Below are 24,245 nucleotides of genomic sequence, written 5' to 3' on the forward strand. Positions count from 1 at the left end.
ATATTTCGAGGTTTATTATTTAGTTTTTGACATATACTTTATCTTCTTTTCGGCAACTCTAAGAGTTTTATCCGCTAACAATTCGTCTTTTAATTCAACTGCAATTTTTTCACTGAGATATTGAATAAGTAATTCTTCACGTTCTATGCCCAAAATATCTGCGAGTTTAAAAACCTGTTCCTTATTGACATTTCTTTGCCCCCGTTCAATTTTACTCAGAATTGCTATATCCATTTCTAGCAAAGCAGCAACTTGCCTTAAGAGAAGTCCTTTCTCCTCTCGTTTAGCACGTAATATTTCTCCAACTGTTTTTTTATAATCCATTTTTTGTATTTGAAATATTCGACTTGACATATAATGTCAAATATACATTATTTATTTGATTGTTAATTCGTTTGAGAAATCAATATACCAGCCGTTTGTTAGTGTAATTTCACAAGAAGATAATCTAATAGAATTAAAAACTCTGTATTAATAAAAGATGACGTTCTTTTCCTTCTTTTCTTAGTCGCCAATGTGATAAGAAAAGAAGTTTCCTAAAACAACGAAAGGGATAATGAATATCCCACAAATAATGTCGCAACCTATTTGGTAAAATGTGTCGGAAGGAATGGGGCGTTGTTATCCCATTTTGACAAAGGGGTTGCACCGCTTCGATGCAAAAAAGACTGCCCCGAACATCGGGCGGGAGTGTCTTTTTTGCCGCCCGATTTTCTAATCAGGCGACTTTTAAAGGGTGAGTACGAAAATCCTTCAGGTTGTGAAAAAATCCCCGGTATGGTGTCAGTCCGTTACGGAACAAACCCCATAACAGGGAGCAACCCATCTGCACCAAAGATGAATTAATAAACAAATCCTGCTTTTCCAACGCTTCTGCAAGCGAACAGCTTGGCGTATCATCTTCCAGTTCCGACTGTTTGAGCAACTCGCCAAATTCATCCGTAACCATTGGCAGGCTTGCCACCGTTTCGTATTTCTCGGACTTGGGTTGCAGTATAGTTCCTATTGTTGATAGTATAGCTTGGCCTGTATGCCTGCTGTTGCCAAAATCCAGCCAATAGCGTGGGCGGTTGGAATAGGCTTTGCCGCCCGTCAATCCTTTTAATATGTCCGCAATCTCAAACCTTGCTTTTACGCTGTCCACACAAGAAATATAAATATTGGCGAATGCGTTTTCGGGTAACCTTTCCTTACTGTCTTTTTCAAATTTCCTTGCTTCGGCTTTCCAGTTCGTACCTGCCCAACGATTGATCCGGTTAACAATGGCAACGGACTTGTACAACCCGACCTCGCATTCAGCGAAACGCTGTCTGCCTAAATTGGCTTGGGTAATAACATCGTCATCCCAAAGACGTACAAATAATCCTGCGTGTCCTAACTCGATTAGGCTATGGTTCATTTCAAGCAAAGCGGTCATTACTTTTGAGCCTGTGCCACCTGCCCCGATTACGTTTACCGTTATCGGGTTGGTTGGATTTATCAAATAGTTGTCAGTAAAATGGACTTTTAAAATTTCTGTGTTCATTACAATATCGTTTTTATGGTCTTGTTTGTCTTTTTCAGTACTTCTGTAGGAAAGGCTTTACCTGTGCTGATAAGGTCTTTCCAAAGGCTTACACAATTTCCTTTTATGGGGTTGTGTTCGTTTACCAAGTGGCTGAAATAGCTGTTAAAAAAATAGCTTTGCCACGCCTGTATAAATTCTTCCACCGAAGCCGAATTTTTGATGTTCACATCTACATTTCCCATACATACGTGTCCATCCTCATACACATTGAAAAACGGAGCGTGAAACAATGCGGTTTTCTCGGTAGGTCTGCGGTCTTTATCAAGGGCAAAAACAACTACACTCTGCTTGCTTGCATACCAAAGCATTGCGGGTACTTGTGCAGTGCCGTTTGGTATTTCAAGGCTTTCCGTAAAGTACATTTTGGCTTTTCGTGCTTTGGTGTACCAAAGTACCGTACCGTTTTCACTCGGATTAATGTGCAGGACGTTGGTAGGCAGAATGCCGTTAGATTTTAAAAATGCCTTGCTCTTTTCCTTTTCCGTATTAAGTGCTTTTGCCAATACTTTGGCTTCTCGTTCTGTCAAAGGATGGGCATTGATAGGATTACCGTTCTTATCCATATCAAAGTGCTCTACATAGGTGGTTTTACTACTTCCTTTGCTTTGGTAGAAAACCAAGGCCGATAAGGGGTGGTAAAGTGTTCCAAAGTCTTGTGTTATATCTTTCATTGCTTGGCGTATCTAATAGTTATTCAGTATGTATATCAATTCCTCAATTAAGGCAAAAACACGGTTTTCAAATTCAAGGGTATTGGCGGTAATATCACTACCATCAAACCGTTTCACAATGGCCGGTTCTTCCATCTGTCCGTATTCCTGCAACTCAGTGTTAACGCTGTCGAATAGTGTTTGAAACAAGGTGCCCTTTGCATCGGCACAAAAGGAAACGTATTTGTCCATCCCTATACCATTTTCCATATCTTCTCCGTTTGGCAGGGCATTGCGGTTTATGGTGGCAGTCGGGAATTTTCCATACAGGTCAAAGGCTTCGCTTGCCAGTTTGTAACAATCTTGGTCAAAGCTGTCTTTGATTTTAAAGGCATTTAAACATTTTTTAAATCGGCTCAAATTCTGCCCGTTGTAAATCTTCTGCTCCATACGTTCGCCTATCTGTTCTGCTTGCCTAATCTCGTTTAAATAGGTTGGTGTGTCCTCGTTCTCATCATCGCATACAATCCACTCTGTTACCATTTCATACATCCAATACAGATAACTGCTTTCCTGCCGATAATAGGGAACATCTGCAATATGGTACAGGTAGGCACACACGGACTGCAATAGCTGTACGGCTTGCTTACGGTTGGGATTCTTGGATAGTCGGTACAACGGCACTACAGGAATGTAATACAGGGTCGCACCTGTACTGTACCGTTCCTCGCTCACGAAATAAGTTTTCTTACTATCCTGTATCAAACGTATTTCTTCCCAATCACGAAACTTCTTCCTTAACTGTTCTTCTGCATCATCCAAAGCCAAAGCGATATTATAGGGATAGCCATATTGCCTGGACTGCATAGGTTGTATGCCGTAATGTCCTGCAAGTTTGGAAAGGGACTGGTAAAAATCCCTCTCCGTTTTTTCAGATTTCTTACAAGCCTGTGCCGTTTCCGCTTCTTGCAGTTTCGGGAGGAATGAACATCTTAGAAAACCATTGGTAGCATGGCTATCGGTACGGCTTTCAATTTGTCTTTCCGTATCTCGTTTGCGTCCTTTGGTCTTTGCATCCAGTCTGCGAACTCGCCCAACTGTTTGTGCAAAGTCCGCTGTTTGGGTTGCTGTGGGGTCTTGATAGTACCCGATATGATGTTGCGTTGCATAGTTCATCGTTTTTTCTTTTCGGTTTAACCTTTCGTTCCCATTACACTCTCAAATCGGTACTGTACTGTATCGTCACGGATAACAGGGGCAGATACTTTGGCAGTGGTCAGTATCGGATAAGAATTTGCATAGAAATTCATCACAGCTTCCACACTCCATTTTGGTTCGGGGTCGGTCAGTTTAATTTGTTGTCCTTTATCGTTGAGTATAAATACCCTTTCTAATTGCGTTGCTAATAACATGATGCTCGTTTTAAGTGTTAAACAATTGGTTTACTCTGCTCCGAAAAGGCTCGGTGTTGAAAACTTCTCCGATAATTCCGATTTGCGTTTACGGATTTCGTCCGCTTTTTCGGGGAACTCCGTTATATCGGGTACTTTCATCCACGCATCACGGAATTTGCCATCTTTCTCCAGTTCGTCAGCCTTTGCCATTCCATCTTTGATTTTTTTGTCTTTGGCTTCCTGCTCTTTCTTATGCTTATCAGCTTTCTCTTTCTCCATTGCGGAATTTTTTTTGGCTTCCTCCAATTGTTTCATAAATGCTTCCATATCCACCATTAAGCCCGAAGCCTTTTGTACAGGCGTGATTATCTGCTCAAAAAATCCCTCGTCAAACTCCTGCGGAGTGGCGTTAAAGGTCAAAGGGGGGATAAGGTTTTTGGCGTTATCTCTGCACCCTTCGTTATTGAGCAAAACCGATACAATAAGGTTACTGTCATTGCCTTTTGCTATGGTCAGTTGCAGATTACCTGTAAAATCCAACTGTGCTATCTGATTGAAAAAATTTGCGTTCATCGTTCTTAAATTTTAATTGTCGTCTAATCTTTTTTTGATTGCTGTCAGTTTCTCGTACATATCCGTCCAGTAGGCTTTTTGCCGTTTGTCAAACTCTGAGAAACTCTTATCCTCGTGTCGGTATTCTTTATATTGCCTTGCCATTTTTATGGCTTCTCTTAGGTTTGTTACCTCAATAGGGCAACCGTTCAAATCTGTTACTGGCATCATATTATGAGGTTATTTTTCAGCGGTATAAACTCCATTTTTATAGTAGCCTATCAGCCGTTCCCAAAGCCGTATTAAGCTGTCCGTATCTACATAGAAATACTCGCTTCTACTGCAATAAATGATGTATGTGGCTTCATTCTTATGCCCAGTTTCAAGGCTTTTATCTTTAGCCATACTTTTCGCTTCGTCTATTGATTTTGATTTCATCACCATATTTTTTAGTAGGCTACCACCGTTTAAGGCGGTAGCCTTTAGTTATTTAATTAAGGTTTAGAATTTCTGCTCCGTCTGTTGCAAATGAGGTGCATAGTTCAAAAGCCTTTTGGGTTTTTAACTGTGCAGTACCACCCATTACAATACTTTGCAACTTGGCCTCATCATTCTTATAATTGCGTACATTCTGATAGTAGCCTGTAACAGCGTTGTAAGCCCCGAACAATGTGCCTTTAGTGGTGTCCATTTGCTGTGTATCACTTATCATTGCGTATGCAAAGGCATCCTCTACGGTATTTTTGAACAGGGTGGAAACTTCATCTTCCGCACCTTTTTTCAGCAAATCAAATGTTTCCTTATTCGGGCAAAGTGCCAATTGGATTAGTTTTCTTACTTCCCTGTCTGTTACTTTTACCTTCGCCCACTTATTGAAAATGCTTTCTAACTGGTTGCTTAGTGTGTTCGCCAAGCCCATAACCTTGTGAGCGTTTTCCAAACGTTGTTTTGCTCCCGAAGTGTGCTTGATGCGTACAACATTGCTCATGTTGCGAAGCGAAGCGTTAAGTGTATTTTGGCATACAATCCTGATAGGTGTAAATGCTGCGGTAATGCTTCCGCTACCATCGTGCGAAGTCGTGAGGAAGATATATTTCTCAGTTACGTCATCGCCATTGCCTACACGGATATAGTCAGGAAGTTTTGCGGTTATGAATATGCGTTCTCCGTTGCCTAATGCTCCTGCGGTTTCGTACAGAATACCCTCGCCACCGCCTACAATAGCATCGAAGAAATTGAAGGCTTCACGGTTTTGTACAATGTGATAGTCTTTGCCCACAACACCCAATACAGCATTGTTGTCGGTGCGTACGTTGGCGAAATAGTTGGGTACTTCAAGTTCACTACTGCCTATCTCTATGCCGTTTGCAGTTTCGATTATGCCCGAACCTTTGGTAAAAAGTGGGGATTTTACGACTTCATAATCTAACCCTGCGTATTTGATAGCTCCCTCGCTTGTGGGGTATTGCTCTACGATTTGCCCCAAACCGCGTGCCATGCTTTTTGTTGTACGCTAAAGAATGAATAACATCCTGTTCTCTCGTTGAAATTGATATTATGTGCCATGATATTGATATTTAAAATGTTTGAAATTTGAATGAATAGTTGTTGTCAAAATGGTAGGTCATCTTCTATTGGCTGTGGCACTACCTTGTTACTTTCTACCTTTGCAGTAGCTTGTACGGTTTCTGCTCTTTTGCCACCTCCGTGCAGTTTGATGTTTGAGGTATGGAAATTCAGCCCTGCGTGTGCTTCTCCGTCATTGCCAGTCCACGCCCTTGCACTTACCCTGCCTGTCAGCTCTACCAATGTGCCTTTGGTGAGTATCTTCGCTACTTTGGGGCTCATCCAGTATGAGCAGTCGAAGTAGGTTGTTTGCTCTATGCGTTCGCCCTGTTTTTTACGGTAGCTGTCGTTGGTCGCTATCGAAAAGTTTACTACTTGTTTGTCCTGTGACGTTGTGCGTACTTCCGCATCCCTTGTCAGTCTTCCTGTGATGTTCATGTTTTCTATTTTTTTGCGTTATGAAATTTGTTCTGATTTGATTTTTTTTAGATTTATTCGGTAATGAGAGGAGGTGCTGAAGTTTCGTTTCACTCTGTTACCGTTTCCAATGCTGTATTTTTCCATTACTGACATTTTTTTTATTCGTCTAAAGAGCCGGAGTATGCTTTGTTTCGTTTCACGAGCATAAAAGGTTAGTGTTTAGCAGGAACAAGGTTTTGCCAAACAAATACGACCCGCATGGGTGGAGATTTTTTGGCAAACCCAAGGGGCATGACCTTGTTCCTGGGTTAAGAACACGATCATACCTTTGCTCTTGAAATGGAACAAAAGCGGCATACTGGCTCTTGAATAAAAACTATGTGGAAGCAGGTGGAAAAGGCATTAGGAAACGGCCCCGTGTGATTACAAAATCTGCATTCAGTTGTAACAGAATTTTTTAAAGACCTTATATTGTTTCAAAGTATCGTGGCCTGGGAAGCCACGTAAACGATACTGAAAATTTAGTTGAGCAGCAGAAGGGAAGATTTTTTGTATGGTTTATCAGTACATCCTGTTAAAGCTCTTTTATGGTAGAGGGTGTGTGCAGGAGAAATAAATGTGCTTTAAGGATTAGGTATGGGCATAAAAAAAGCAGGACTTAATCCTGCTTCGATTTGTAAGTAAATAATAATTTTACACAATAACCTCTTCTTCCATTTCAATAAATGCAGCTTCCATTCCGGCGAATTTATGTGATACTAAATCCATGTCCTTACTAATTTTCTGACTTGTGATCTTGGCATAAATCTGTGTGGTGGAAATATTTTTATGCCCCATCATTTTGCTAAGGCTTTCAAGTGGCACACCTTCAGTGAGGAACATGGTAGCAAATGTGTGACGTGCAGTATGGAAAGTTACTTTCTGTTCTGTAATAATTTCCGCTTCCTCTATTAGTTTCTTTACGTGGCTATTGCAAGTAGCATTGGAAGGAACCGGAAAAACATACTCATTACGGGTAACGCCCCTGTATTTCTCAATAATACGTTTTGGAATTTCCAATAGGCGGACGTTTGAAGCAACATCTGATTTTTTCCTTCTGCTAATGATCCATTGGTGGCCATCAAAGAAGGACTGTATATTGCTCCATTTCAGCTTTTGAATATCAATATAGGAAAGCCCTGTAAAGCAACTGAAAATAAAGAGGTCTTTTACAAGTTCGTATTTGGATTTGCACGGTTTGAGAAGCATTAACTTTTCTGCATCCTCTTTTAAAAGATAGCTGCGATCAGTTTCCTCCATGCTGATTTCATAATCTTCAAAAGGGTTTTGTCGAATCAAGCCTTTTTTAATTGCCAGTTCCGCCAAAGCAATAACCGGCATGGTATAAACCCAAACCGTGTTATGTGTACATTCCTTATCTATGCGCAGAAAGAAATCGAACTCCCGGATAAAGTCTGAGGTAAGTTCCCGAAACGCCATATCCTCCCTATGATAGCGTTCCCTGATAAATTCGGATAGATGATTGTAAACGGTCTTGTATTTATAGTAGGTGTTTTGAGAACGTTTGCCTTTACTGACCATTCTTTCAAAATCCTCATTCTGGTCTTTAAACACTTTAAGGATGGCATCATCCATAACACCAACTCCCAAAAAGGATAGCTTTACTTTTTGTGCGGTTGCAAAGCCTTCGTCTTTGAGCATATCATCGTAAATCTTATTGATACGCACCCGTATATTGTCCAATTTAAGATTGGTATTCAGCGCCTGGGCACTTTTACCCAAAACCCTTCCATGCTTTAAGTCCCAATTGTTGGGGTTGATGTCCAGTTTGGTACTAAAGGATTTTGGTGTTCCGTCAATAGTGATACGCCCCATAACAGGGACATTCCCGTTCTTCTTAGGTTCATTTTTCTTCAGGTAGAAAAGCAGCTTGAACGTGGATCTTTTCTCTTGTTCCATAACTCAATTGTTTAACGTTTAAAATTAACTTTTATTGAGTTACAAGGGAATATGAAAAGTGGCGCAAATAACTGAAATGTAAACTGTTATATTATCATTCGGTTGGTTCTATTCAGTAACGATTTAGTAACCTAACCTTGTCATTTTAAGCCCAAAACCTGTCGGACACCTACTTCCAAATTCTTCCCCACGTTTTATAAACCACTGTATATGAACGGTCTTAACCGTTTTGCTTACTTTTGCTTTCTTCTAATATTTTTTTAAAAAAATTCCAAAAAACAAATCACAAATCACAAAATCCTAAAAACAATCATCAATCTTAAATCATCAATCAACAATCTCCACGGTAAGCCCGTTGTTCCAGTTTTTGTGTTCGTTGTTATAATACAGGTAGGCCGATGAGGCTACACCGGTATACTGCCCGGGTATCTGCGCCTTGAGGTCGATGTTTATTTTGCGGGTTTCTTTAGCATCTATAGCCCTGAAATATAATACCAGTTCACTGCCGAAAATTTCATAATAATCTACCACTTCTTTCTCTACCAGCTCCTTTAGCTGCCACGGCTCGGGCGATGTACCGCCCGGCAGGCCTATGCGCACTATGGGGTTAAATACCACCTCGTTAGTACGGTTGGTTACCTGTGCCTGTATGCGTGTGGTTTCGCTAACCTTAATTTTAGTTTGCGTAAGGCTTGTTTTAAGCTCCATCTGGCAATGTGGCGAATTTTCGGGCTTTATGCTCTGGTAGTTAATGTACAGCAGGTAAGGCGCCGCTGTATTGGTAAAGTGTATGGCAAATTCGTTACTACCCTCTTTTAGGGCGGGTGCCGTGTTTATGGCTATATTACCGCCGTTATCATACGTATTAGTAAGGGTAACGCCATTTACTGATGCTGTCAGATCTGCCTTACCGGGGCCGTACTGTGCCATTTTAGAGTATGTAGTTATAACCTTTAGCGCAAGCGCCGTAGCCTGTGTTGAACCAAACCCATAAGCGTTTTTAGCCGACTGTATGTGGTCAATAGCGCCCATTAATTCGCGGCTGGTGGTTTGCTCTTTCATAAGCGCCAGTGCATAAAGCGCCTGCCATTCTACCGTTTTAGAAGTGCCATAGCTGTGCACCACTGTTTCCTCAATTTTAATTTCATCAGGTTTTTTACCCTCTGTGCCTTCCTTAATATATTGCAGCAGTTTTTTGTATGACGGTATATCGCCCAGGTTAAAGGCAGCGTTTGCCATTAGCGCCATGCGGTATACATCGCGGCTTTTAAGTGCCTCATTAAGTGTGGCGTCATATTCTTTCCGGAAGTCTTTCGCACCAATTTCAGAAAGCACATATACAATATAAGCGTTGTTTACCGCTGCCGGGATGCCGCTGAAACCATACCTGCCCGAGTGCTGCCTGAAACCGCCATTGCCGTTTTTACGGCTGTACAGCCATTTGGTGGCACGCTTAACCATTTCGGCATCAACGTTTACAAAATCTTTCATTTCATGAAACTGAAGCAAACCATAAGCCGTGAGTGCCTCGTGGCCGGGGTTGCCACCATACCACTCAAAACCGCCGCCTTTGCTCTCGTAGTTTTTAAGCTTGTTATAGCCGTTTTGCAGAAAGCCGAGCGCTTTTTGCTTAAAGGCATCATCCATGCCGCCTTTTGCAGCCAGTAATTGCAGTGCCATAATGTTAGGATAATTGCTGGACGACACCTGCTCAAAACAGCCATAAGGTTCGCGCAGCATGGCCTCAAGGTTTTTGGTAAGCTCGGTAAAGGGGTTAACAATGCAGCGCAGTTCAGATTCAATGGTGTTGGGTACTACATTAGCCAGGTTAAAGCTGCCCGTTGCCGACCTCATGCCTGAAAAACTTACGCTTACCGGGAAGCCCTTGGCGTTTATGTCCATCTGCTTTTTAATGGATGTGGTAAAGCCGTTTGCCTTAACAGTTATGTGTACCGGCACTTTACTGCCTGTTTTTATGGCCTTTACGGCGAAGTATACCGTTTTGGCCTCGTTGGCGGCAAGCTTTACATCATGGGTTGGGGTGTTTACGGTAAAATACGGTGTGGGCTGTAGTTCTGCCGTAACGGTAATGGTTTCACCGGTGTTGTTTTTAACCCACAGCGGCAGGTTGATAACGTCTTTCTGGGTGGAGTATAACGGCAGCTTTACATCGGTTTGCAGGGGGGCTTTAACCGTGTAGCTCAGCTTGCCCATGCCCAAATCGCCTTTGTATGAAGTGCCTTCTGCAAGGATGCTGAACGTGCCCGTATCATCTGAATTATAAAACTCAAAGTGTGCCGTGCCCTGTGCATTGGTTTGCACCGTACCGTTCCAGTAGAGGCAGTTCCTGAAGTCGGTTTTTTCATCAGTCAGGGTGGTTGTATACACCGGGGTGTAAAATGCGGCGGCGGTGTTTAATTTGCGGCCGCCGTTTTGGTGCACCTGCTCGTAGGTATAATGGTTGGTTTTGCCCAGGTAAATGCCGTGTGCATCGGTGCCGTTTTTAGTGGTAATAAGTATAACCCCGTTAGCCCCGCGCGAACCATAAACCGCAGTGGCATTGGCATCTTTAAGTACGGTGATGCTTTGTATCATGTGGGGTGAAACTGTATTAAGCACCGACCTGTTTTCGTTATTAACCATAGGGATACCATCTACAACAAACAGCGGGTCGCCGCTGTAAACAGACCTTGCACCCCTTATACTTATTGCAGCATTGGCGCCCGGTTGGCCGGTGCCGGTTTGCACATCTACACCCGCTACCCTCCCTGCCAGGTTTTGCAACGGTACGCCCTCTACGCGCACCGTGGTTACCGTAGCATTAGAAAGGTTACGGCTAACCGTGCCATAGCCTACCACCACAACCTCTTCAAGCCGGTTGCTGTCTTCGCCCAGCGATATCTTTTCGCCCTGCACTTCCTGTTTGGCTTCGGTAGTAGTAACAATGCCCTGTTTGGCAGGCATGGCCGGGGTGTTGTATTCTATACCCGTTACCTTAAGGGAATCTTTCAGGGCCACCACATTGTTATAATTTGATATGGAGTTAATTATCTTGTGTTGGCGGTTGCGGCGGCTTTCGGCAACAAGCCAGGCAATGTTGCCAAAATTCATACGCGGAAATTTAAAATACCCCTTGTTGTTGGCCTTTGTTTCATACACCTTACCGTCTTCAGTAAGCAGGTATACTTTTAACGATGCCGGTTTGCCCGTAAGGGTTTGTACAAAGCCTTCCACATCGCCCGATCTTTCGGGGCTTACTACCGGTGCTGAGCCTGTAAAACCGTTAACATCCTGTTGTGTGTAGCGCCTCCACCCATGGGTATTGAGCAGCAGGTCGAGCGCCTGCATGCGTTTTTCAAGCGGTTCTTTGGCATCAAAATAAAAGCGGGGCTCGTGCACGGTACCTTTTAGCTCCTGCCCAAAATACATCCAGGTAAGCAGGTTGTGCTGCTTGTCGTCAATATAGCTCAACAGCTTTTCATCTACTACAGATATGCTTAGAGCCGATGGCACAGGGTTGCCGTCAATATCTTTTGTTATAATCGTGGCCTGTACTTTTTCGCGCGGTTTGTATTCGGGCTTATCGGTTTGGAGGGTAATGTTGAGCCCGTCCTGATAATTGAGGAATACCAGGCGCTCGGCCACTATCTGTCCGTCTACCACCATAGATACGGCATATGCGCCTATAGGATATTTTGTGGTGGGGAGAATATATTTTGGTGTACGATTAAGGTCTACGGTAAAAGAACCGTGCACCTTATCCTGGTTGCGGATGAGCAGCCCGCAACTGCTTTTGCCCGGTGCGGTAAAGCTAATTTCAACAGCCTTGTCCTTGTTTTCTACCATGAGGCTATAGCCGCTTTTTAATGGTGCAGGCAGTGCATATTTTTGCCTTCCGGCGAAGGGGGCCGTGAGCACCGCCTCATAACTTTTGCCGGCCTGCGGGGTAAAGGCCACCTTGCCCATACCATCGTAAAAGCTCATAAAATCAGCTACCTTATTGCCCTGGGCATCCTGTATGTAGCCCGAAACATCGAGCGGTTTGCCAAACTCGTTCTTCGCAATAAAAAACACATTGGCGGGCTGGCCCACAATGTACTGCCCCCCTTCAGGTAAAAACTGTAAATCGGCATAGTTAAGGCTTATGGGTATGGAGCGCGTAACCGACTCCTGCATGCCTTCATAGCTTACCTTTACATTTACAATACCATCGTTAACCTTAATATCACGGGGCAGCGTAATGCGCACTACGGCCTTGCCCTCATCATTAGTAACACCGGTAAGGGTGCCCAACGCTTTGCCCTCTACATAGGCATCATATTCAAACGGCTGGCACGCCAGGGGCTGGTTATCGTTGCTTTTCAGGGTAAAATCGGCTTCAGCCACCTCGCCCGGCCCATAGCCTTTTTTCTTGAAGTCGAGTGTCATGAGCAGCCTTGCAGCCGATACCTTCTGCACAAAAAAGCTCTTTTCAAAACCGGGTTCGCCCAGTAACTGCTGCATTTTTGTGTAGGCTTTTATGCGGTAGAGCCCGCCCGGCAGCTCTTTGCCAAGCGTAAAAGAACCCTGTGCCCTACCCTGCGACAACAGGTAGCACTGCCGGGCAATAGGCTTGCCTGCACCATCATACACATCGGCATACACATAATCGCTTTGTGTAGTGGGGGTATTATTGGCATTGGTTGCATACAGTGTAAAATACACGGTTTCTTCGGGCAGGTACAGCACATTGTTAAGGTGGGCATATACTTTTTCCTGCTGCCGGGCTTTGTAAAAAGCATCGGGCGACTGCGCCTGTACAACCGCGTTTATAAGGAGGATTATGGTGAGTATTTTTTTCATGATGTCGGGTTAAAATTTAATGCCTACCGAAAGGCCGTACATGCGTTGCAGGGGTGAGTTAAAATAGTCGAGTCCTGATGTTTCGGGTGCATTAAACATGGTGTTTGCACTAAAGGCCGTTTTGCTTTTAGCTACCACAAACACATTGTTTATAAATACCGAAACCGTATAGCGCGGCGCATGGCTGTAGTTATACCTGTATTCGTTAGAATAGCTTAGCGACAGGTTATTAAAGCGGAAGTAGGTGGCGCTCTCTATAGCGCTTTCGGCTACGCCTGCCGCACCGTAGCGCTGCCAGCGGTTTTGGGTAACGGGCTGGGTAACATCATAAAAGCTAACAGGCTGTGTGTTGGGCTGACCGCTTTGGGTAACGCCGTTAAACACATAATTGGTAACGTTGCGCTGCTGCCCGGAAAGCCCCGAAACACCATAATAATCAAGCGTTTGCCCGGTGCCGTTCCATAGCTGGCCGCCCCTGCTCCAGTCAAAACCCAGGTTAAGGCTAAAGCGGTGCACGCGCAGGGTGGTGTTAATACCCAGTACAAAATCAGGGTTTGGGTCGCCTATAACCTTTGGTTCTGCCGCCACGAGCGGAAAACCGTCGCTGCCCACCACAATATTGTTATACGCATCGCGCTCATAAGCGCTGCCCACAATGGCGCCCAACGGCTGGCCTACCATATAGTTTTTATTTACATCGGCAAAACCGGCAATGGCTATGCGGCTGCCCCCGCCGCGCACGGCAGTTACCTTGTTTTTATAGGTACTGAAGCTAAGTGTGTGGCTAAACATTACATCGTCGCCATTTATATAATGATCGTACGATGCCGAAACCTCCAGCCCGCGCTGGGTGTAGTCTGCAGCAGGCATCCAGGCAAAAGTGCCACCTTGGTTAACGGGGGCATACAGGTTGCTGATGTCTTTTTTGTACAGCTCCAGCCTTGCCGATACCGGCCATTTGTATTCGGCACCCACACTGTAGTTGGTTTCCCGCGTAAGCAGGGTGGTATTTGGGGCAAAAAGTTCCTGGGTGGCGCTCATTTGCTTAAAATCTGAAACCCGATACAACAGGCTGTTAAAAGCAAGGTTGTTGTATTGCAGCACAGGCTCATACTGCTTAACTGCCACATTGCCAAACAAGGCAAAGCGCTCTATAACATCATCCCAGTCAAAACCGGCATAGCCGCCAAAGTATATATTGTTTTTATAGGTTGACGAATAGCCTGCATCGGCAGCGGCATTAAGTAAAAGGTCATCATAATAACCCAGCAGGCTGTTTACGCGGTATTTTGCATTGAGGTTAAGGTTAGCCGATGCCCTGCTTTGCCTGCGTGAAATACTGAATTGGTCATCGGCCACAGCCGGATAAGCATCAAGGCCGGTAAAGCCTTCTAAGTAATCGCGCTGCAAATCACGCTCCTGGTAGTTAAGCAACAGGCGGGCACCCAGGCTAAGGCCATTATGCCCCTGATAGGTAAAATTATTTTCAGCCAAAATACTGTTGTACATCTCTTTGCGCTGGGTATAATCTCCCCCTGCCACCTGTGCGGCAAAAGGCACGTTGCCCCCGGTGTTCTCTATATTGCTAAACTGTGCGGTAACCGTTGCTGTGTTATTAATGCGGTCATAATGGTATTCATCGCTAACCTTAAAAGTGTACAGGTTGCTCAGGTTTTCGTCAAGGTTGTAATCCAGCAGGTAGTAGGGGTTGTTTTCAAGGTTGCTGTAGCTGCGGGGCAGGCCGCCGGGCAACACGCTGCCCAGGCCGTTATTAAAGTGCGTCGGGGTAACGGCATTGGCAAAAATGGCCTTGTTGTATATAAAGTTAAAGTTGCTCAGGTTGTTGTTAAACCGGTTGTAACCCGCCGTGGCAGTAAGGTTGTGCTTTGTGAGCGGTATAAAGTAGGTAAAGGTAGTATTAACCTCATTGCTTGTTGCCGTGGGCAGTATGCCGTTGCCGCTTTTGTAGCTCATGCCCAGCTTGAGGTAATCGCGCTTTGGCATGAGCAATTTAGCCGAAAGGGTGGTTTTTTGCTCATAGCTGTTGCGAAACAAGCCATTGCGGTTGTAGGTTGCCACAGGGCTGCCCACACCGGGGGTTATGTCTCCGCCGGGGTAGTATGGGGTGGCATTTGCAGTGGTTTGCAGGGTGCTTATGGCAGGGCCCCAGCTAAAGGGTTCGCCGGTTTCGGGGCTTTGATAAGTAGCAGCGCCATTAAGGCTCCTGCCCTGTGCATATGTGTTTTGATAGCCGTGCAGCCTAATGGGTGTGCCAATGGTAAAATCGTGGTACAGCTCCAGGAACAGCTTGTGGTAGTCCCTTGCCGTGACAAACGTATACTCATTATCCTTATCCTTTTTAACCAGCACTACATTGTTATAAGAATATTGATCCTTAAAATAGGTACGGGTTGTACCCGATGGTTCGGGCACCCGGGTATCATTACCCTCTTTAATAAGGGCGTTGGCAAAATCATCGCTCAGTATGGGTTTTACCTCGCCGGTGCCGGTAGCAATAACGCTGCCTGTGGCGGTAATAGTAAACTCACGCGTTACCATGCCTATGTAGTTAACCTGTATAATATCGCCGGGCTTAACCTGCAGGGTATAGTTGCCCTCAATATCGGCCGTGGTGCAGTTAGTCGTGTTCTTAACACAAACGTTGGCACCGGGCAGCGGCATACCGTCAGCATCGCTCACTATGCCCTTGTAGGTAAAAAACTGGCCATAGCCAAAAATGGGAAAAAAGAGGAACAGGAGTAAAAAGTATCTCATGAGGTTGGCTTTTATAATAAGGATATCCTTTAACAAAAAAAGGTTGGGACAGGGTGCGAAATAAATTTTCTTTTTTACCGAAAATGTATTGCCCTCTTTTTAGAAATCCTGTTTTGCGGAAGCCAAACTGCATTTTAATATTTCACACCGTGAAAATGAATTCCGAAAGTGAAATATTAAGCACTTTTTGAAGTGGTTTTGTAAGAAAAATAAGAAAGGGCCGCCATGTATCGGGCAGCCCTTTCCGCTTTAGTAAAAATTAACCCAAACTATAAACTTAACCAAACTATAGTTTTTCCTTTTTGTATTGTTAACTTACCCTTTTTCAAAGAGATAGGCACCACGGCAGTCTTGCGCGGGGCTACTTCTGTATCGCTAAAATGGGTATGGAACACATAATACATATTTCCTTTCTTGTCATAGAACACGTCGCCGTGCCCTGAACCCGGATAGCCTACCGTATGGCGGCTGATAAATGGGGTACTGACCTTCTTCCACGGACCGTAAGGTGTTGATGCTGTGGCATATCCCACGGCATAATCCTTATTCCTGAAGTCATTTGCCGAATAAATCAGGTAGTAGGTACCGTCTTTTTTAAGCACCGTAGGGCCCTCAGTTACAGTCCATTTCACTTTTTCGGTGTCCTCCCATTGCTCTGTAGCCGTAATACACTCTTTTAAGGTATTGGTTTTCAGGGCGGTGAAATCAGGCTCCATCTCGGCTACGAAAATACGGTTGCCGTTATCAAGCCTAACGTGGTACATATAGACCTTGCCGTCCTCAAAATAGATGTAGGGGTCAATTTGCCTAACATCTGATTTTATGGCATTTCCATCGTTTTTAAACGGACCTAACGGGCTGTCGGCCACAGCGATAGCAATGTTTTCATCGGCTGTATAGGCCATGTAAAACTTGCCGTTATGCTGAAAAACCTGTGGCGCCCAGAAGCCCCATGTGCCAAAACCGTCGCCTTTTTTAAAGGCATAACCGTCGTGCGCACCGGCAGGGCCGCTCCAGGTCTTGAGGTCGGTACTGGTATACACCAGAAATCCCTCACCCTCAATGGCTTTGCTGCCCTTGGTACCATACAGGTAGTAGGTACCGTTGTGCTCAAAAATGGTAGGGTCGGCCAGCAGCGGGTTGTTGTCCTGCGCGTAAATCACCACAGAAAACAACATGATATACAAATACTTAACTAACTTCATACCTTATTTTTTTACGCTAAAGCGGTACTCCGATACCGTGTGGTATGCTGCGCCCGGTTCAAGGGTTATGGGTGCAAATGCAGGCTGGTTTATAGCATCAGGGAAATGCTGTGTTTCCATGGCAAATGCCGTCCTGAAATCATCCTTAGCACCTGATTTAAAGGTGTTTTGGCCTTTCATAAAGTTACCGCTATAGAACTGTAAACCAGGCTCTACCGTGTAAACATCCATCTGTATTCCGCTCTTATCACCCACTACAGTAGCCGCTTTTTCAAGGCCTTTGCCTGTAGTGTTAAGCGCATAGTTGTGGTCATAACCTGCACCATTTTTAAGTTGCTGGTTTTCAGCCTCTACACGTTCTCCAATGGTATGGAATGTGGTAAAATCAAACGGGGTGCCGGCAACAGCCTCAAGCTTGCCAAACGGTATAAGCCCCTCATCTACAGGAGTGTATTTGTTTGCATTAATCATAACCTGGTGGTTAAGAATGGTGCCGCTACCCTCTCCGTTAAGGTTAAAGAAGGCGTGGTTCGTAAGGTTTACCGGTGTTTTGGCATCGGTAGTGGCCTTATAATCCATTTTAAGGGTTTGGTTGTCGTCTACCGAATAGGTAACCGTAACCTTAAGGTTGCCCGGGAATCCCTGCTCCCCATCAGGCGACAGGTAACTGAATACAAGTGTTTTAGCATCGGTTTGCTTTACATCCCAAACTACATCCTGAAAGCCTTTTTTGCCACCGTGCAGGCTGTTAACGCCGTTGTTTAGCGGCACATGGTATTCTTTGCCGTCTACCTTAAAAGTACCCTTGGCAATGCGGTTGCCCACACGGCCTATGGTAGCGCCAAAGTATGGTTCGCTCGAGTTTTTAAAGTCTGACACACTGCCGTGGCCTACCACAACATCGGTCATAACACCCTTGCTGTCAGGCACCCAAAGACCCACAATGCGTGCGCCGTAGTTGGTAAAGGCAATTTTAATGTCCTTGGCTTCAATAAAATAAAGACCGGTAGCCTTACCATCTATAGTACTCTCAAAATCAGCTTTTTTCAGTTCGGCAACCTGCTTTTCAGTGGTTGGTTTTTCGGTATTGCCGTTATTGGCAGGGGTTTCGTTTTTGCATGAAACAATTACTAAAACCCCTGCTAAACAGCAAATTATACTTTTATACTTCTTCATAAATTACTTTACTCCGTTAAGTTTCTTGATAATATTAACCTCGTCCTGGCGGTATGGCGTACCATCCTGGCGGAACACATCGTGGAACCAAATATCAGGCTCATCACCACTTGGCACCGGGGTACTCCATGCATAAATGGTATTACTCTTACCGGCAACAAGGCCCCAGTTTATAGCGCCAATGTTTTGCTCTTTAAGCAGCGCCATGTGGTTGTAAAAGCTGTTGTTTTTTGTACGGGCCATATACTCAGTACATATCATTGGCCTGTCGTGCGTTTTTAGCAGGTTAATTATGCGCTTGTGGCCGTCCATATCCTCATAGAAGTGATAGGTTACAATATCTGAGTTTTGTGCCTGTAAGGTATTTAGCTCTGGCAGGTTCCAGTTCCATAAACCGGCTGAAATAGGCTGGCTTGGGTTTGCCTCGCGTGCCCATTTAAACACATTTTTTAGTAGCGGAAGGCTCTTAGCGCCTTTGTTGCTGTTGCCGGGTTCATTATATAAGTCCCACAGTAATATCCTTTTATCGGTACCAAACGTTTTAAGGATATCTTTTACATAGGCCTCAAGCTCTTTATCATCGGCATGTTCTACATCCGGGTAACCGGGATCCTGCATCCAGCCCGAGTTGTGTATTCCCGGCTTTGGCTCCGGTTGCTTGCCCACTGCGGGATTCGGGTTCCAGCAGTCGTCAAAAAACACAAACATGGTAGATATGCCGTGTTTGTCAGAAATTTTAAGGTATTCCTCCATGCGCTTTTTAAAGCCTTTTGGGTCAGCCTTATAGGCCACACTGTGCAAAAACACACGCATGGTGTTAAAGCCAACTCCCTGTGCATAACCCAGTTCGCGGTCTATGGTTTTAGGGTCAAAAGTGCTTTCCTGCCACATTTCAAGCTGGTTAATGGCATTGCTTGGTATAAAGTTAGCGCCCGATATCCACTTGTGTTCGGCATACCATTTATCGGCTTTTTCCTTGCTCCATTTCTGGCCTTCAAGGGTTATTGTTTTTTCAGTTGTAGCTGTACCTGATGTAAGGTTAAACACCGAAACGCCTAAACTTGCCACAAGTGCGAGTGATACAATAGCTTTTCTCATTGCTTAGTTGTTTATTCAGATGGAATTTGTAATGTTTGTTTGTTAGATACCGGAGTGCCCAGGTTTGGGGTACCATCGGCGTTCCAGCTTATTTTTTGCATGCGTGGCGAACGTTTGTTGCCACAGCCTTCGCCGGGATTGTCATTTGCATGGAAAAGTATCCAGTCTTCCTTGCCATCTGCCGATTTAAAGAATGAGTTATGGCCTGGTGCATACACGCCGTTTTCTTCGCTTTTAGCAAAAACAGGTTTTTCGCTCTTAGTCCAGTTTTGCGGCACCATAGGGTCGGTTCCCGTTAGGCGCAGCATACCCAGTGCATAAAAATCGGTCCAGCAGCCACTTGCAGAATATATAATAAATACATCTTTACCGTGCTGAAGGAACTGCGGGCCTTCGTTCACGTTAACGTGTGGCGGGTTAACAGCGTCATCAAGGTCGCCCTGTTTTTCCCAGTTGTGTGTAGGCTGAGACAGCAGCACCCTGTTGCCTTCAATAGTCCACGGATTAGACATTTTGGCTATATAGATGTTTTGCTGGGTGTTGGTATCGCCTTCCCACCCACTCCATATCATGTAGAGCTGGTTGTTTAGTGTAAACACGTTACCATCTATAGCCCAGCGGTCTATGGGTGCTGCAATCTTGCCTTTAAACTCCCATTTGCCTTTAAACGGGTCTTCTGAGGTATTCTCCAGCACATACATGCGGTGGTTGTTGTTATTACCATCATCGGCAGCAAAATAAGCATACCATTTGTTGTTTATAAAATGAAATTCCGGCGCCCATATTTCTTTAGACCAGGCAGTTCCGGCTGGCGGAGTCCATACCAGGGTACTTTCGGCATTTTTAAGGTCGGCCAGGTTTTTGGTTTTCCACAACATAAGCTTATCGCCCAGGGTGTGGGTGTAATAGTAATAACCGTTGTGGTAGGTGCTGTATGGGTCGGCACCGCCGGGCAGCAACGGGTTGTTAAAGGTTTTTTTCTGGGCATACAGGCCGCTAACAGCAAGTAGCGAGAGTAAAACTAACTTCTTCTTCATTGGGATGTGTTTTGAAAAAGCCGGGATAACAGTGCCATCCCGGCTTAATCCTTTCTACATAATATTAACTCAAATCTATTTCTTATTCACTTCAGAAGTAATCTTCTTAATGAAATCAGTTTCAGCTTTAATGTAAGGTGTTCCGTCTGTGTGGAATACATCGTGGAACCATACCGGCGGCTCGGCAGTATAGGTTTTAGTCCAGCTGTCCCAAGGGTACTTGGTTTGCATTTTACCGTCTACAAGGCCCCAGTTTATCATGCCTACATTGTATTTTTTAGCTACCGGAAGGAAGCCCTCAAAGGTACTGCCATTTGGCCTTGCCATATATTCTGTACAAATCATTGGTTTGCCAAAACGCTCCAGCTGCTTAATCCTGTTTTCAAAATCCTGCGGCTTGTCATAGCAATGGAAAGTAATAATATCTGACTGCTCAAGCTGCATTTTGTGGAAATCGTTGATTTTGCCTTCAGACCAGTCTCCTTGCCATACGCCCGATGTTACAGGCTGGCTTGGATTAGCCGAACGCGCCCAGTCAAAAACTTGTGGAAGCAACTTGCCAATAAGCTCAACTTTGTTTTTTATCTCTACTTTTTCGTAAGAAGGGCCTGTCATGTTATCGGGCTCATTCCATACATCCCAGCCCAAAACGCGCTTGTCATCTTTAAAACGGGCTACGGTTTCTTTTACATATTTTTCAAGGCGTGGGTACTGGGTTGAGTCCAGTAGCGCTTTTTGGCCCGGGGCCTGTGCCGAACCTGAGTTGTGCACGTGTGGCTTAGGTGCACGCTGCTTGCCCAGTACCGGGAACGGATCCCAGCAAGAATCAAACAATACAAACAGGGTTTTAATATGGTGTTTATCTGCAATGGCAAGATACTCCTCTACACGCTTATAAAAACCTTCAGGGTCTTGCTGGTGCAACAGGTCGTGCAGGTACACACGCATACAGTTCATACCAATGCTTTCGGCCCAGCCCAGTTCTTTATCAATAGCAGCGGGATCAAAAGTATCGGCCTGGAACATTTCAAGCGTGTTGATGGCATTAGAGTTTGTAAAGTTAGCACCCACATACCATGGCTGCTGTGCATACCACTGATTGGCTTCTTCTTTAGTCCATATTTTTCGTTCAACTACTTCAGTTGTAGCTTTTTCGTCTTTTTTCTCTGCTTCTTTGTTGTCTTTGCACGAAAAAAGCATTAGCCCGGCCGCAAGTGCAAGGGCAAAAGGAGTGTTTTTTAATACTTTAACTGTGTTCATAATTGTTTAGTATAATACTGCTTAAGTGCAGATTTAGTAAGGTTTTGCCGCCATACACGGCTATTTTTTAAACAAACTTCTTTTTCCTGGGATGGAATTCTTCTTATTTCTTCTCTTCTTTTTCTATACCAAATTTTTTAACCAGTGCATCATATTCTTTTTGCGAAATGGTAATCATGCAGCCATGCCTCACGTGTTGCGGTAAGCTGTATTTGTCCCAGTCACTAAAAAAGGTATAGCCAGATGCCTGATACCACGGCCCGTTTAGGTTATCGGCTATTGAAAGCCCGTATGAAACGCCCGGGTATTGCTCATAATACATATACCATGCTTTTCCGTTTGGCGATGGTATAAGTGTTGGTGCTTCCCTGAAATTGGGGCTAATGGATTCCTGCGGCAGCGAATATGGCCCTGTTAATGATGCCGATTTTGCTATCCTTATGGTTTTGCCCGTTGTCCAGTACAGCGTGGGGTACGACTCGTCTTTTAATATTGCATAATAGCTATCGCCCACTTTCCTTATGCTTACATCTATGGTGCCGAAGCTCCACTCAAATAGTTTTTGCGGAACACCTTCAAATGTCTTAAGGTCTTTGCTCAGCACATAAAGTGTGCGCTGGCTGGCCCAGTAGCGCTCAGGGTCTTCTTTTGTACCATCCTTATGCGGTGTGTGCCACGTCATGATAAACTTACCCGAAGGCGCATCATAATACAGCTTTGGCGCACCTATGCGCTGCATAGCATCAGCATAATCAGGTATTTTAGAAAGGTCCGGAGTATAGGTGCTGTGCTTTTTCCAGGTAATAAGGTCTTCTGACACCCATATATTAATATCCGGCGAGGCATCGCTGTCATTACCGACTATATAGTATTTGTTATCTGGCCCTTTTACAATATCCGGATGGCCTTTATAGTCTTCAAAAACACGCTTTTTATTGTTAAGCGGATACCAGTGTAAACCATCGGTACTAACAGAATAGTAAAGCCTGCCGTAATCCTGATGGGTCATGTGGGCAAACAGATAGGCCTGATTAACGGCTTTATCGCCATCTTTTACCTGCCCGGCCGGGTCTGGCTGCTGGGCCATTGCGGCAGTGCCTGCAAGCGCCATAACAGCTGCTTTAAGCCTGTTGTTTAGCATAATGTTGTTTTGAAAAATATTCCCGGGGTAGTTTTACAAACCACCCCGGGAAGTATTATTTATTAATAACCAGGGTTTTGGGTCATGTTAGGGTTGTTGTCAACCTCTTGTTGTGGCAATGGTAAACGAATGTTTTTACCTACAACAAAGTTGTTAAAGTCAGCATCCCTTGTTTTTATAACATCTACACCGGCCTGAGATTCCAGGTCGCCCCAACGCTTAAGGTCTAACCAGCGTACGCTTTCGCCACATAGTTCAAGTACCCTTTCGTTTTTAAGGCGTGCCAGGAACAGTGCCTGGTTGTTGCCTATTTCGGGGTGGGCTGTAGCAAGCGGAGCCATATTGGCACGTGCCCTTACCATATCTACATATTGATATGCTTCGGCAGTCTGGCCAAGCTGGTTAAGCGCTTCAGCATACATTAGCAGTATATCTGCATAACGTATAAGCCTGTAGTTAACCTGGCAGTAGTAGTCTTCGTTATTACGGTAGTAATCCCTGTGGCCTTTGCGGAAGAACGCTTCATCTGCATCCCACTCCCAATTACGGCCATAAGTTGTTTCACCAAAGTCAGCGCCCTGGTCAGGGTAAAATAATGTATGGCGCAAACGCTCATCTATACCACCGCTAAGTGTAGCTTCTTCCTTAAACAGGCCAACTACCCAAAAACGTGCCTGTCCGTCTGACCATCCAATGCCACGTGGGGCAAAGAACTGAGGCCTGTTAGTAGATACAGCCGCGTTAGCGTCTTCTCCTGTACCACCAAGGCGCTGGTCTCCAAACTGGATTTCAAAAACCGACTCAGAGTTGTTTTCAGTATTATGGGTAAAGTTATCCTCATAGTTAGCGGTAAGGCTGTATGTAGCACCAGGACCGGTAATAAGGTAATCCATAGCTGTTTTGGCATCTGCCCAACGGCGTTGCTGCATATATAGCTTTGCAAGCATGGCTTTTGCAGCACCTTTATCTGGCCTGCCGGTATTAAACTCATCCCATGAAGCAGGTAGTGCGTTAAATGCCTCGTTAAGGTCTGTCTCTATCTGTGCAAATACCTCTTCTTTAGTGTTTTGCTCAGGAGTATCGTTAGGCTGTAGCGGCGTAAGTACTAACGGAATGTTTTCCCATAGTTCAGCAGCATAGAAATAATGCAGTGCCCTTAAAAACTTAGCCTCGGCAAGAATTTGCTGCTTTTGGTTTTCATCTTCAAACGCAATGTCCGGAACGTAAGCAAGTACCTGGTTACAACGGAAAATAGCTTTATAAGAATCCCTGAATGTAACAACGTTACCTTCCCAAAACTTATAGTCTACATATATAAAGCGTGTCCAGTCTGCAAGGTCAGTCCACGGGCTTTTACTAAAGCCCTCGTCAGACGTAAGGTCAAGGCGGAAATACATCCACCTGGCCCAAAGACCATCTTTATAAAACATGGCATAAATAGAGTTTACACCTTTTTGTGCATCCTCCGGGGTCTTCCAAAACTGGTCAACAGTCAGGGTATTAGGGTTTTTAAGGTCAAGTTCTTCCTCGTTGCACGAGTTTAAAGCAAAGAGCGAGACCATTAATGTACTGTATAATAATATTTTTTTCATGGTTGCAATTT

At 44.6% G+C, this 24,245-nt stretch carries 19 protein-coding genes and 1 pseudogene; all 20 read right to left on the bottom strand.

The genetic code is table 11. From position 1 onward, the window contains the following. Positions 1-15: 15 nt before the first annotated feature. On the bottom strand, positions 16-324 hold the full coding sequence (locus tag AM279_RS06985; protein ID WP_054410180.1) for a helix-turn-helix domain-containing protein: 309 nt from the start codon (positions 322-324) through the stop codon (positions 16-18). A 394-nt stretch (positions 325-718) separates the two neighbouring features. Next, positions 719-1,525 carry a PRTRC system ThiF family protein gene (locus AM279_RS06990; protein WP_054407046.1) on the bottom strand — a complete coding sequence of 269 codons (807 nt, stop codon included), beginning with the start codon at positions 1,523-1,525 and terminating at the stop codon, positions 719-721. Beyond that, positions 1,525-2,238, bottom strand: coding sequence for a PRTRC system protein B (locus AM279_RS06995; protein ID WP_054407048.1), 714 nt, complete (start codon positions 2,236-2,238; stop codon positions 1,525-1,527). The genes AM279_RS06990 and AM279_RS06995 overlap by 1 nt, the downstream gene beginning before the upstream one ends. Before the next feature lie 12 nt (positions 2,239-2,250). Further along, positions 2,251-3,393 carry a hypothetical protein gene (locus AM279_RS07000; RefSeq protein ID WP_054407050.1) on the bottom strand — a complete coding sequence of 381 codons (1,143 nt, stop codon included), beginning with the start codon at positions 3,391-3,393 and terminating at the stop codon, positions 2,251-2,253. 17 nt (positions 3,394-3,410) lie between these two features. Further along, the gene (locus tag AM279_RS07005; protein WP_013406998.1) at positions 3,411-3,629 is read right to left on the bottom strand and encodes a PRTRC system protein C; all 219 of its coding nucleotides are present in this window, start codon (positions 3,627-3,629) and stop codon (positions 3,411-3,413) included. A gap of 30 nt (positions 3,630-3,659) precedes the next feature. Continuing rightward, positions 3,660-4,184, bottom strand: coding sequence for a PRTRC system protein E (locus AM279_RS07010; RefSeq protein ID WP_054407052.1), 525 nt, complete (start codon positions 4,182-4,184; stop codon positions 3,660-3,662). 12 nt (positions 4,185-4,196) lie between these two features. After that, complete coding sequence (locus tag AM279_RS07015) at positions 4,197-4,394, bottom strand: hypothetical protein (RefSeq protein WP_236688504.1); 198 nt, start codon at positions 4,392-4,394, stop codon at positions 4,197-4,199. Between the two features lie 9 nt (positions 4,395-4,403). Then, the gene (locus tag AM279_RS07020; protein ID WP_054410183.1) at positions 4,404-4,601 is read right to left on the bottom strand and encodes a hypothetical protein; all 198 of its coding nucleotides are present in this window, start codon (positions 4,599-4,601) and stop codon (positions 4,404-4,406) included. A gap of 52 nt (positions 4,602-4,653) precedes the next feature. Next, positions 4,654-5,729 (bottom strand): annotated as a pseudogene (locus AM279_RS07025) (DUF932 domain-containing protein). 45 nt (positions 5,730-5,774) lie between these two features. After that, complete coding sequence (locus tag AM279_RS07030; protein ID WP_054407054.1) at positions 5,775-6,167, bottom strand: single-stranded DNA-binding protein; 393 nt, start codon at positions 6,165-6,167, stop codon at positions 5,775-5,777. 675 nt (positions 6,168-6,842) lie between these two features. Then, positions 6,843-8,108: a site-specific integrase gene (locus AM279_RS07035; protein WP_054407056.1), complete on the bottom strand. Its 1,266-nt coding sequence runs from the start codon at positions 8,106-8,108 to the stop codon at positions 6,843-6,845. A 327-nt stretch (positions 8,109-8,435) separates the two neighbouring features. After that, positions 8,436-12,950 (bottom strand): TonB-dependent receptor plug domain-containing protein, encoded by a 4,515-nt coding sequence (locus AM279_RS07040; RefSeq protein WP_054407058.1) that lies wholly within the window; start codon positions 12,948-12,950, stop codon positions 8,436-8,438. A gap of 9 nt (positions 12,951-12,959) precedes the next feature. Next, a complete protein-coding gene (locus tag AM279_RS07045) occupies positions 12,960-15,725 on the bottom strand; it encodes a carboxypeptidase-like regulatory domain-containing protein (RefSeq protein ID WP_143090390.1) in 2,766 nt (921 codons plus the stop codon). 269 nt (positions 15,726-15,994) lie between these two features. Further along, positions 15,995-16,930: a glycoside hydrolase family 43 protein gene (locus AM279_RS07050; protein ID WP_054407063.1), complete on the bottom strand. Its 936-nt coding sequence runs from the start codon at positions 16,928-16,930 to the stop codon at positions 15,995-15,997. Between the two features lie 3 nt (positions 16,931-16,933). After that, positions 16,934-18,106, bottom strand: coding sequence for an aldose epimerase family protein (locus AM279_RS07055; RefSeq protein WP_054407065.1), 1,173 nt, complete (start codon positions 18,104-18,106; stop codon positions 16,934-16,936). Between the two features lie 3 nt (positions 18,107-18,109). Continuing rightward, a complete protein-coding gene (locus tag AM279_RS07060) occupies positions 18,110-19,204 on the bottom strand; it encodes a glycoside hydrolase family 2 TIM barrel-domain containing protein (protein ID WP_082344191.1) in 1,095 nt (364 codons plus the stop codon). A gap of 11 nt (positions 19,205-19,215) precedes the next feature. After that, the gene (locus tag AM279_RS07065) at positions 19,216-20,241 is read right to left on the bottom strand and encodes a glycoside hydrolase family 43 protein (protein ID WP_054407066.1); all 1,026 of its coding nucleotides are present in this window, start codon (positions 20,239-20,241) and stop codon (positions 19,216-19,218) included. 75 nt (positions 20,242-20,316) lie between these two features. After that, positions 20,317-21,501 carry a glycoside hydrolase 5 family protein gene (locus AM279_RS07070; protein WP_054407068.1) on the bottom strand — a complete coding sequence of 395 codons (1,185 nt, stop codon included), beginning with the start codon at positions 21,499-21,501 and terminating at the stop codon, positions 20,317-20,319. A 103-nt stretch (positions 21,502-21,604) separates the two neighbouring features. Then, a complete protein-coding gene (locus AM279_RS07075) occupies positions 21,605-22,642 on the bottom strand; it encodes a glycoside hydrolase family 43 protein (protein ID WP_054407070.1) in 1,038 nt (345 codons plus the stop codon). 62 nt (positions 22,643-22,704) lie between these two features. Continuing rightward, positions 22,705-24,234: a RagB/SusD family nutrient uptake outer membrane protein gene (locus AM279_RS07080; RefSeq protein ID WP_054407073.1), complete on the bottom strand. Its 1,530-nt coding sequence runs from the start codon at positions 24,232-24,234 to the stop codon at positions 22,705-22,707. Between the last annotated feature and the right edge of the window lie 11 nt (positions 24,235-24,245).

The sequence above is a fragment of the Flavobacterium akiainvivens genome, from assembly GCF_001278115.1.
Classification (GTDB): Bacteria; Bacteroidota; Bacteroidia; order Flavobacteriales; family Flavobacteriaceae; genus Flavobacterium; species Flavobacterium akiainvivens.

What these genes read in the sequence shown, in the direction of transcription:
- AM279_RS07060 (WP_082344191.1), bottom strand. Translation starts at nt 19,204, where the DNA reads ATGAGAAAAGCTATTGTATCACTCGCACTTGTGGCAAGTTTAGGCGTT.
- AM279_RS07050 (WP_054407063.1), bottom strand. Translation starts at nt 16,930, where the DNA reads ATGAAGTTAGTTAAGTATTTGTATATCATGTTGTTTTCTGTGGTGATT.
- AM279_RS07020 (WP_054410183.1), bottom strand. Translation starts at nt 4,601, where the DNA reads ATGAAATCAAAATCAATAGACGAAGCGAAAAGTATGGCTAAAGATAAA.
- AM279_RS06995 (WP_054407048.1), bottom strand. Translation starts at nt 2,238, where the DNA reads ATGAAAGATATAACACAAGACTTTGGAACACTTTACCACCCCTTATCG.
- AM279_RS07005 (WP_013406998.1), bottom strand. Translation starts at nt 3,629, where the DNA reads ATGTTATTAGCAACGCAATTAGAAAGGGTATTTATACTCAACGATAAA.
- AM279_RS07045 (WP_143090390.1), bottom strand. Translation starts at nt 15,725, where the DNA reads ATGAGATACTTTTTACTCCTGTTCCTCTTTTTTCCCATTTTTGGCTAT.
- AM279_RS06990 (WP_054407046.1), bottom strand. Translation starts at nt 1,525, where the DNA reads ATGAACACAGAAATTTTAAAAGTCCATTTTACTGACAACTATTTGATA.
- AM279_RS07075 (WP_054407070.1), bottom strand. Translation starts at nt 22,642, where the DNA reads ATGCTAAACAACAGGCTTAAAGCAGCTGTTATGGCGCTTGCAGGCACT.
- AM279_RS07065 (WP_054407066.1), bottom strand. Translation starts at nt 20,241, where the DNA reads ATGAAGAAGAAGTTAGTTTTACTCTCGCTACTTGCTGTTAGCGGCCTG.
- AM279_RS07040 (WP_054407058.1), bottom strand. Translation starts at nt 12,950, where the DNA reads ATGAAAAAAATACTCACCATAATCCTCCTTATAAACGCGGTTGTACAG.
- AM279_RS07055 (WP_054407065.1), bottom strand. Translation starts at nt 18,106, where the DNA reads ATGAAGAAGTATAAAAGTATAATTTGCTGTTTAGCAGGGGTTTTAGTA.
- AM279_RS06985 (WP_054410180.1), bottom strand. Translation starts at nt 324, where the DNA reads ATGGATTATAAAAAAACAGTTGGAGAAATATTACGTGCTAAACGAGAG.
- AM279_RS07000 (WP_054407050.1), bottom strand. Translation starts at nt 3,393, where the DNA reads ATGAACTATGCAACGCAACATCATATCGGGTACTATCAAGACCCCACA.
- AM279_RS07010 (WP_054407052.1), bottom strand. Translation starts at nt 4,184, where the DNA reads ATGAACGCAAATTTTTTCAATCAGATAGCACAGTTGGATTTTACAGGT.
- AM279_RS07080 (WP_054407073.1), bottom strand. Translation starts at nt 24,234, where the DNA reads ATGAAAAAAATATTATTATACAGTACATTAATGGTCTCGCTCTTTGCT.
- AM279_RS07015 (WP_236688504.1), bottom strand. Translation starts at nt 4,394, where the DNA reads ATGATGCCAGTAACAGATTTGAACGGTTGCCCTATTGAGGTAACAAAC.
- AM279_RS07035 (WP_054407056.1), bottom strand. Translation starts at nt 8,108, where the DNA reads ATGGAACAAGAGAAAAGATCCACGTTCAAGCTGCTTTTCTACCTGAAG.
- AM279_RS07030 (WP_054407054.1), bottom strand. Translation starts at nt 6,167, where the DNA reads ATGAACATCACAGGAAGACTGACAAGGGATGCGGAAGTACGCACAACG.
- AM279_RS07070 (WP_054407068.1), bottom strand. Translation starts at nt 21,501, where the DNA reads ATGAACACAGTTAAAGTATTAAAAAACACTCCTTTTGCCCTTGCACTT.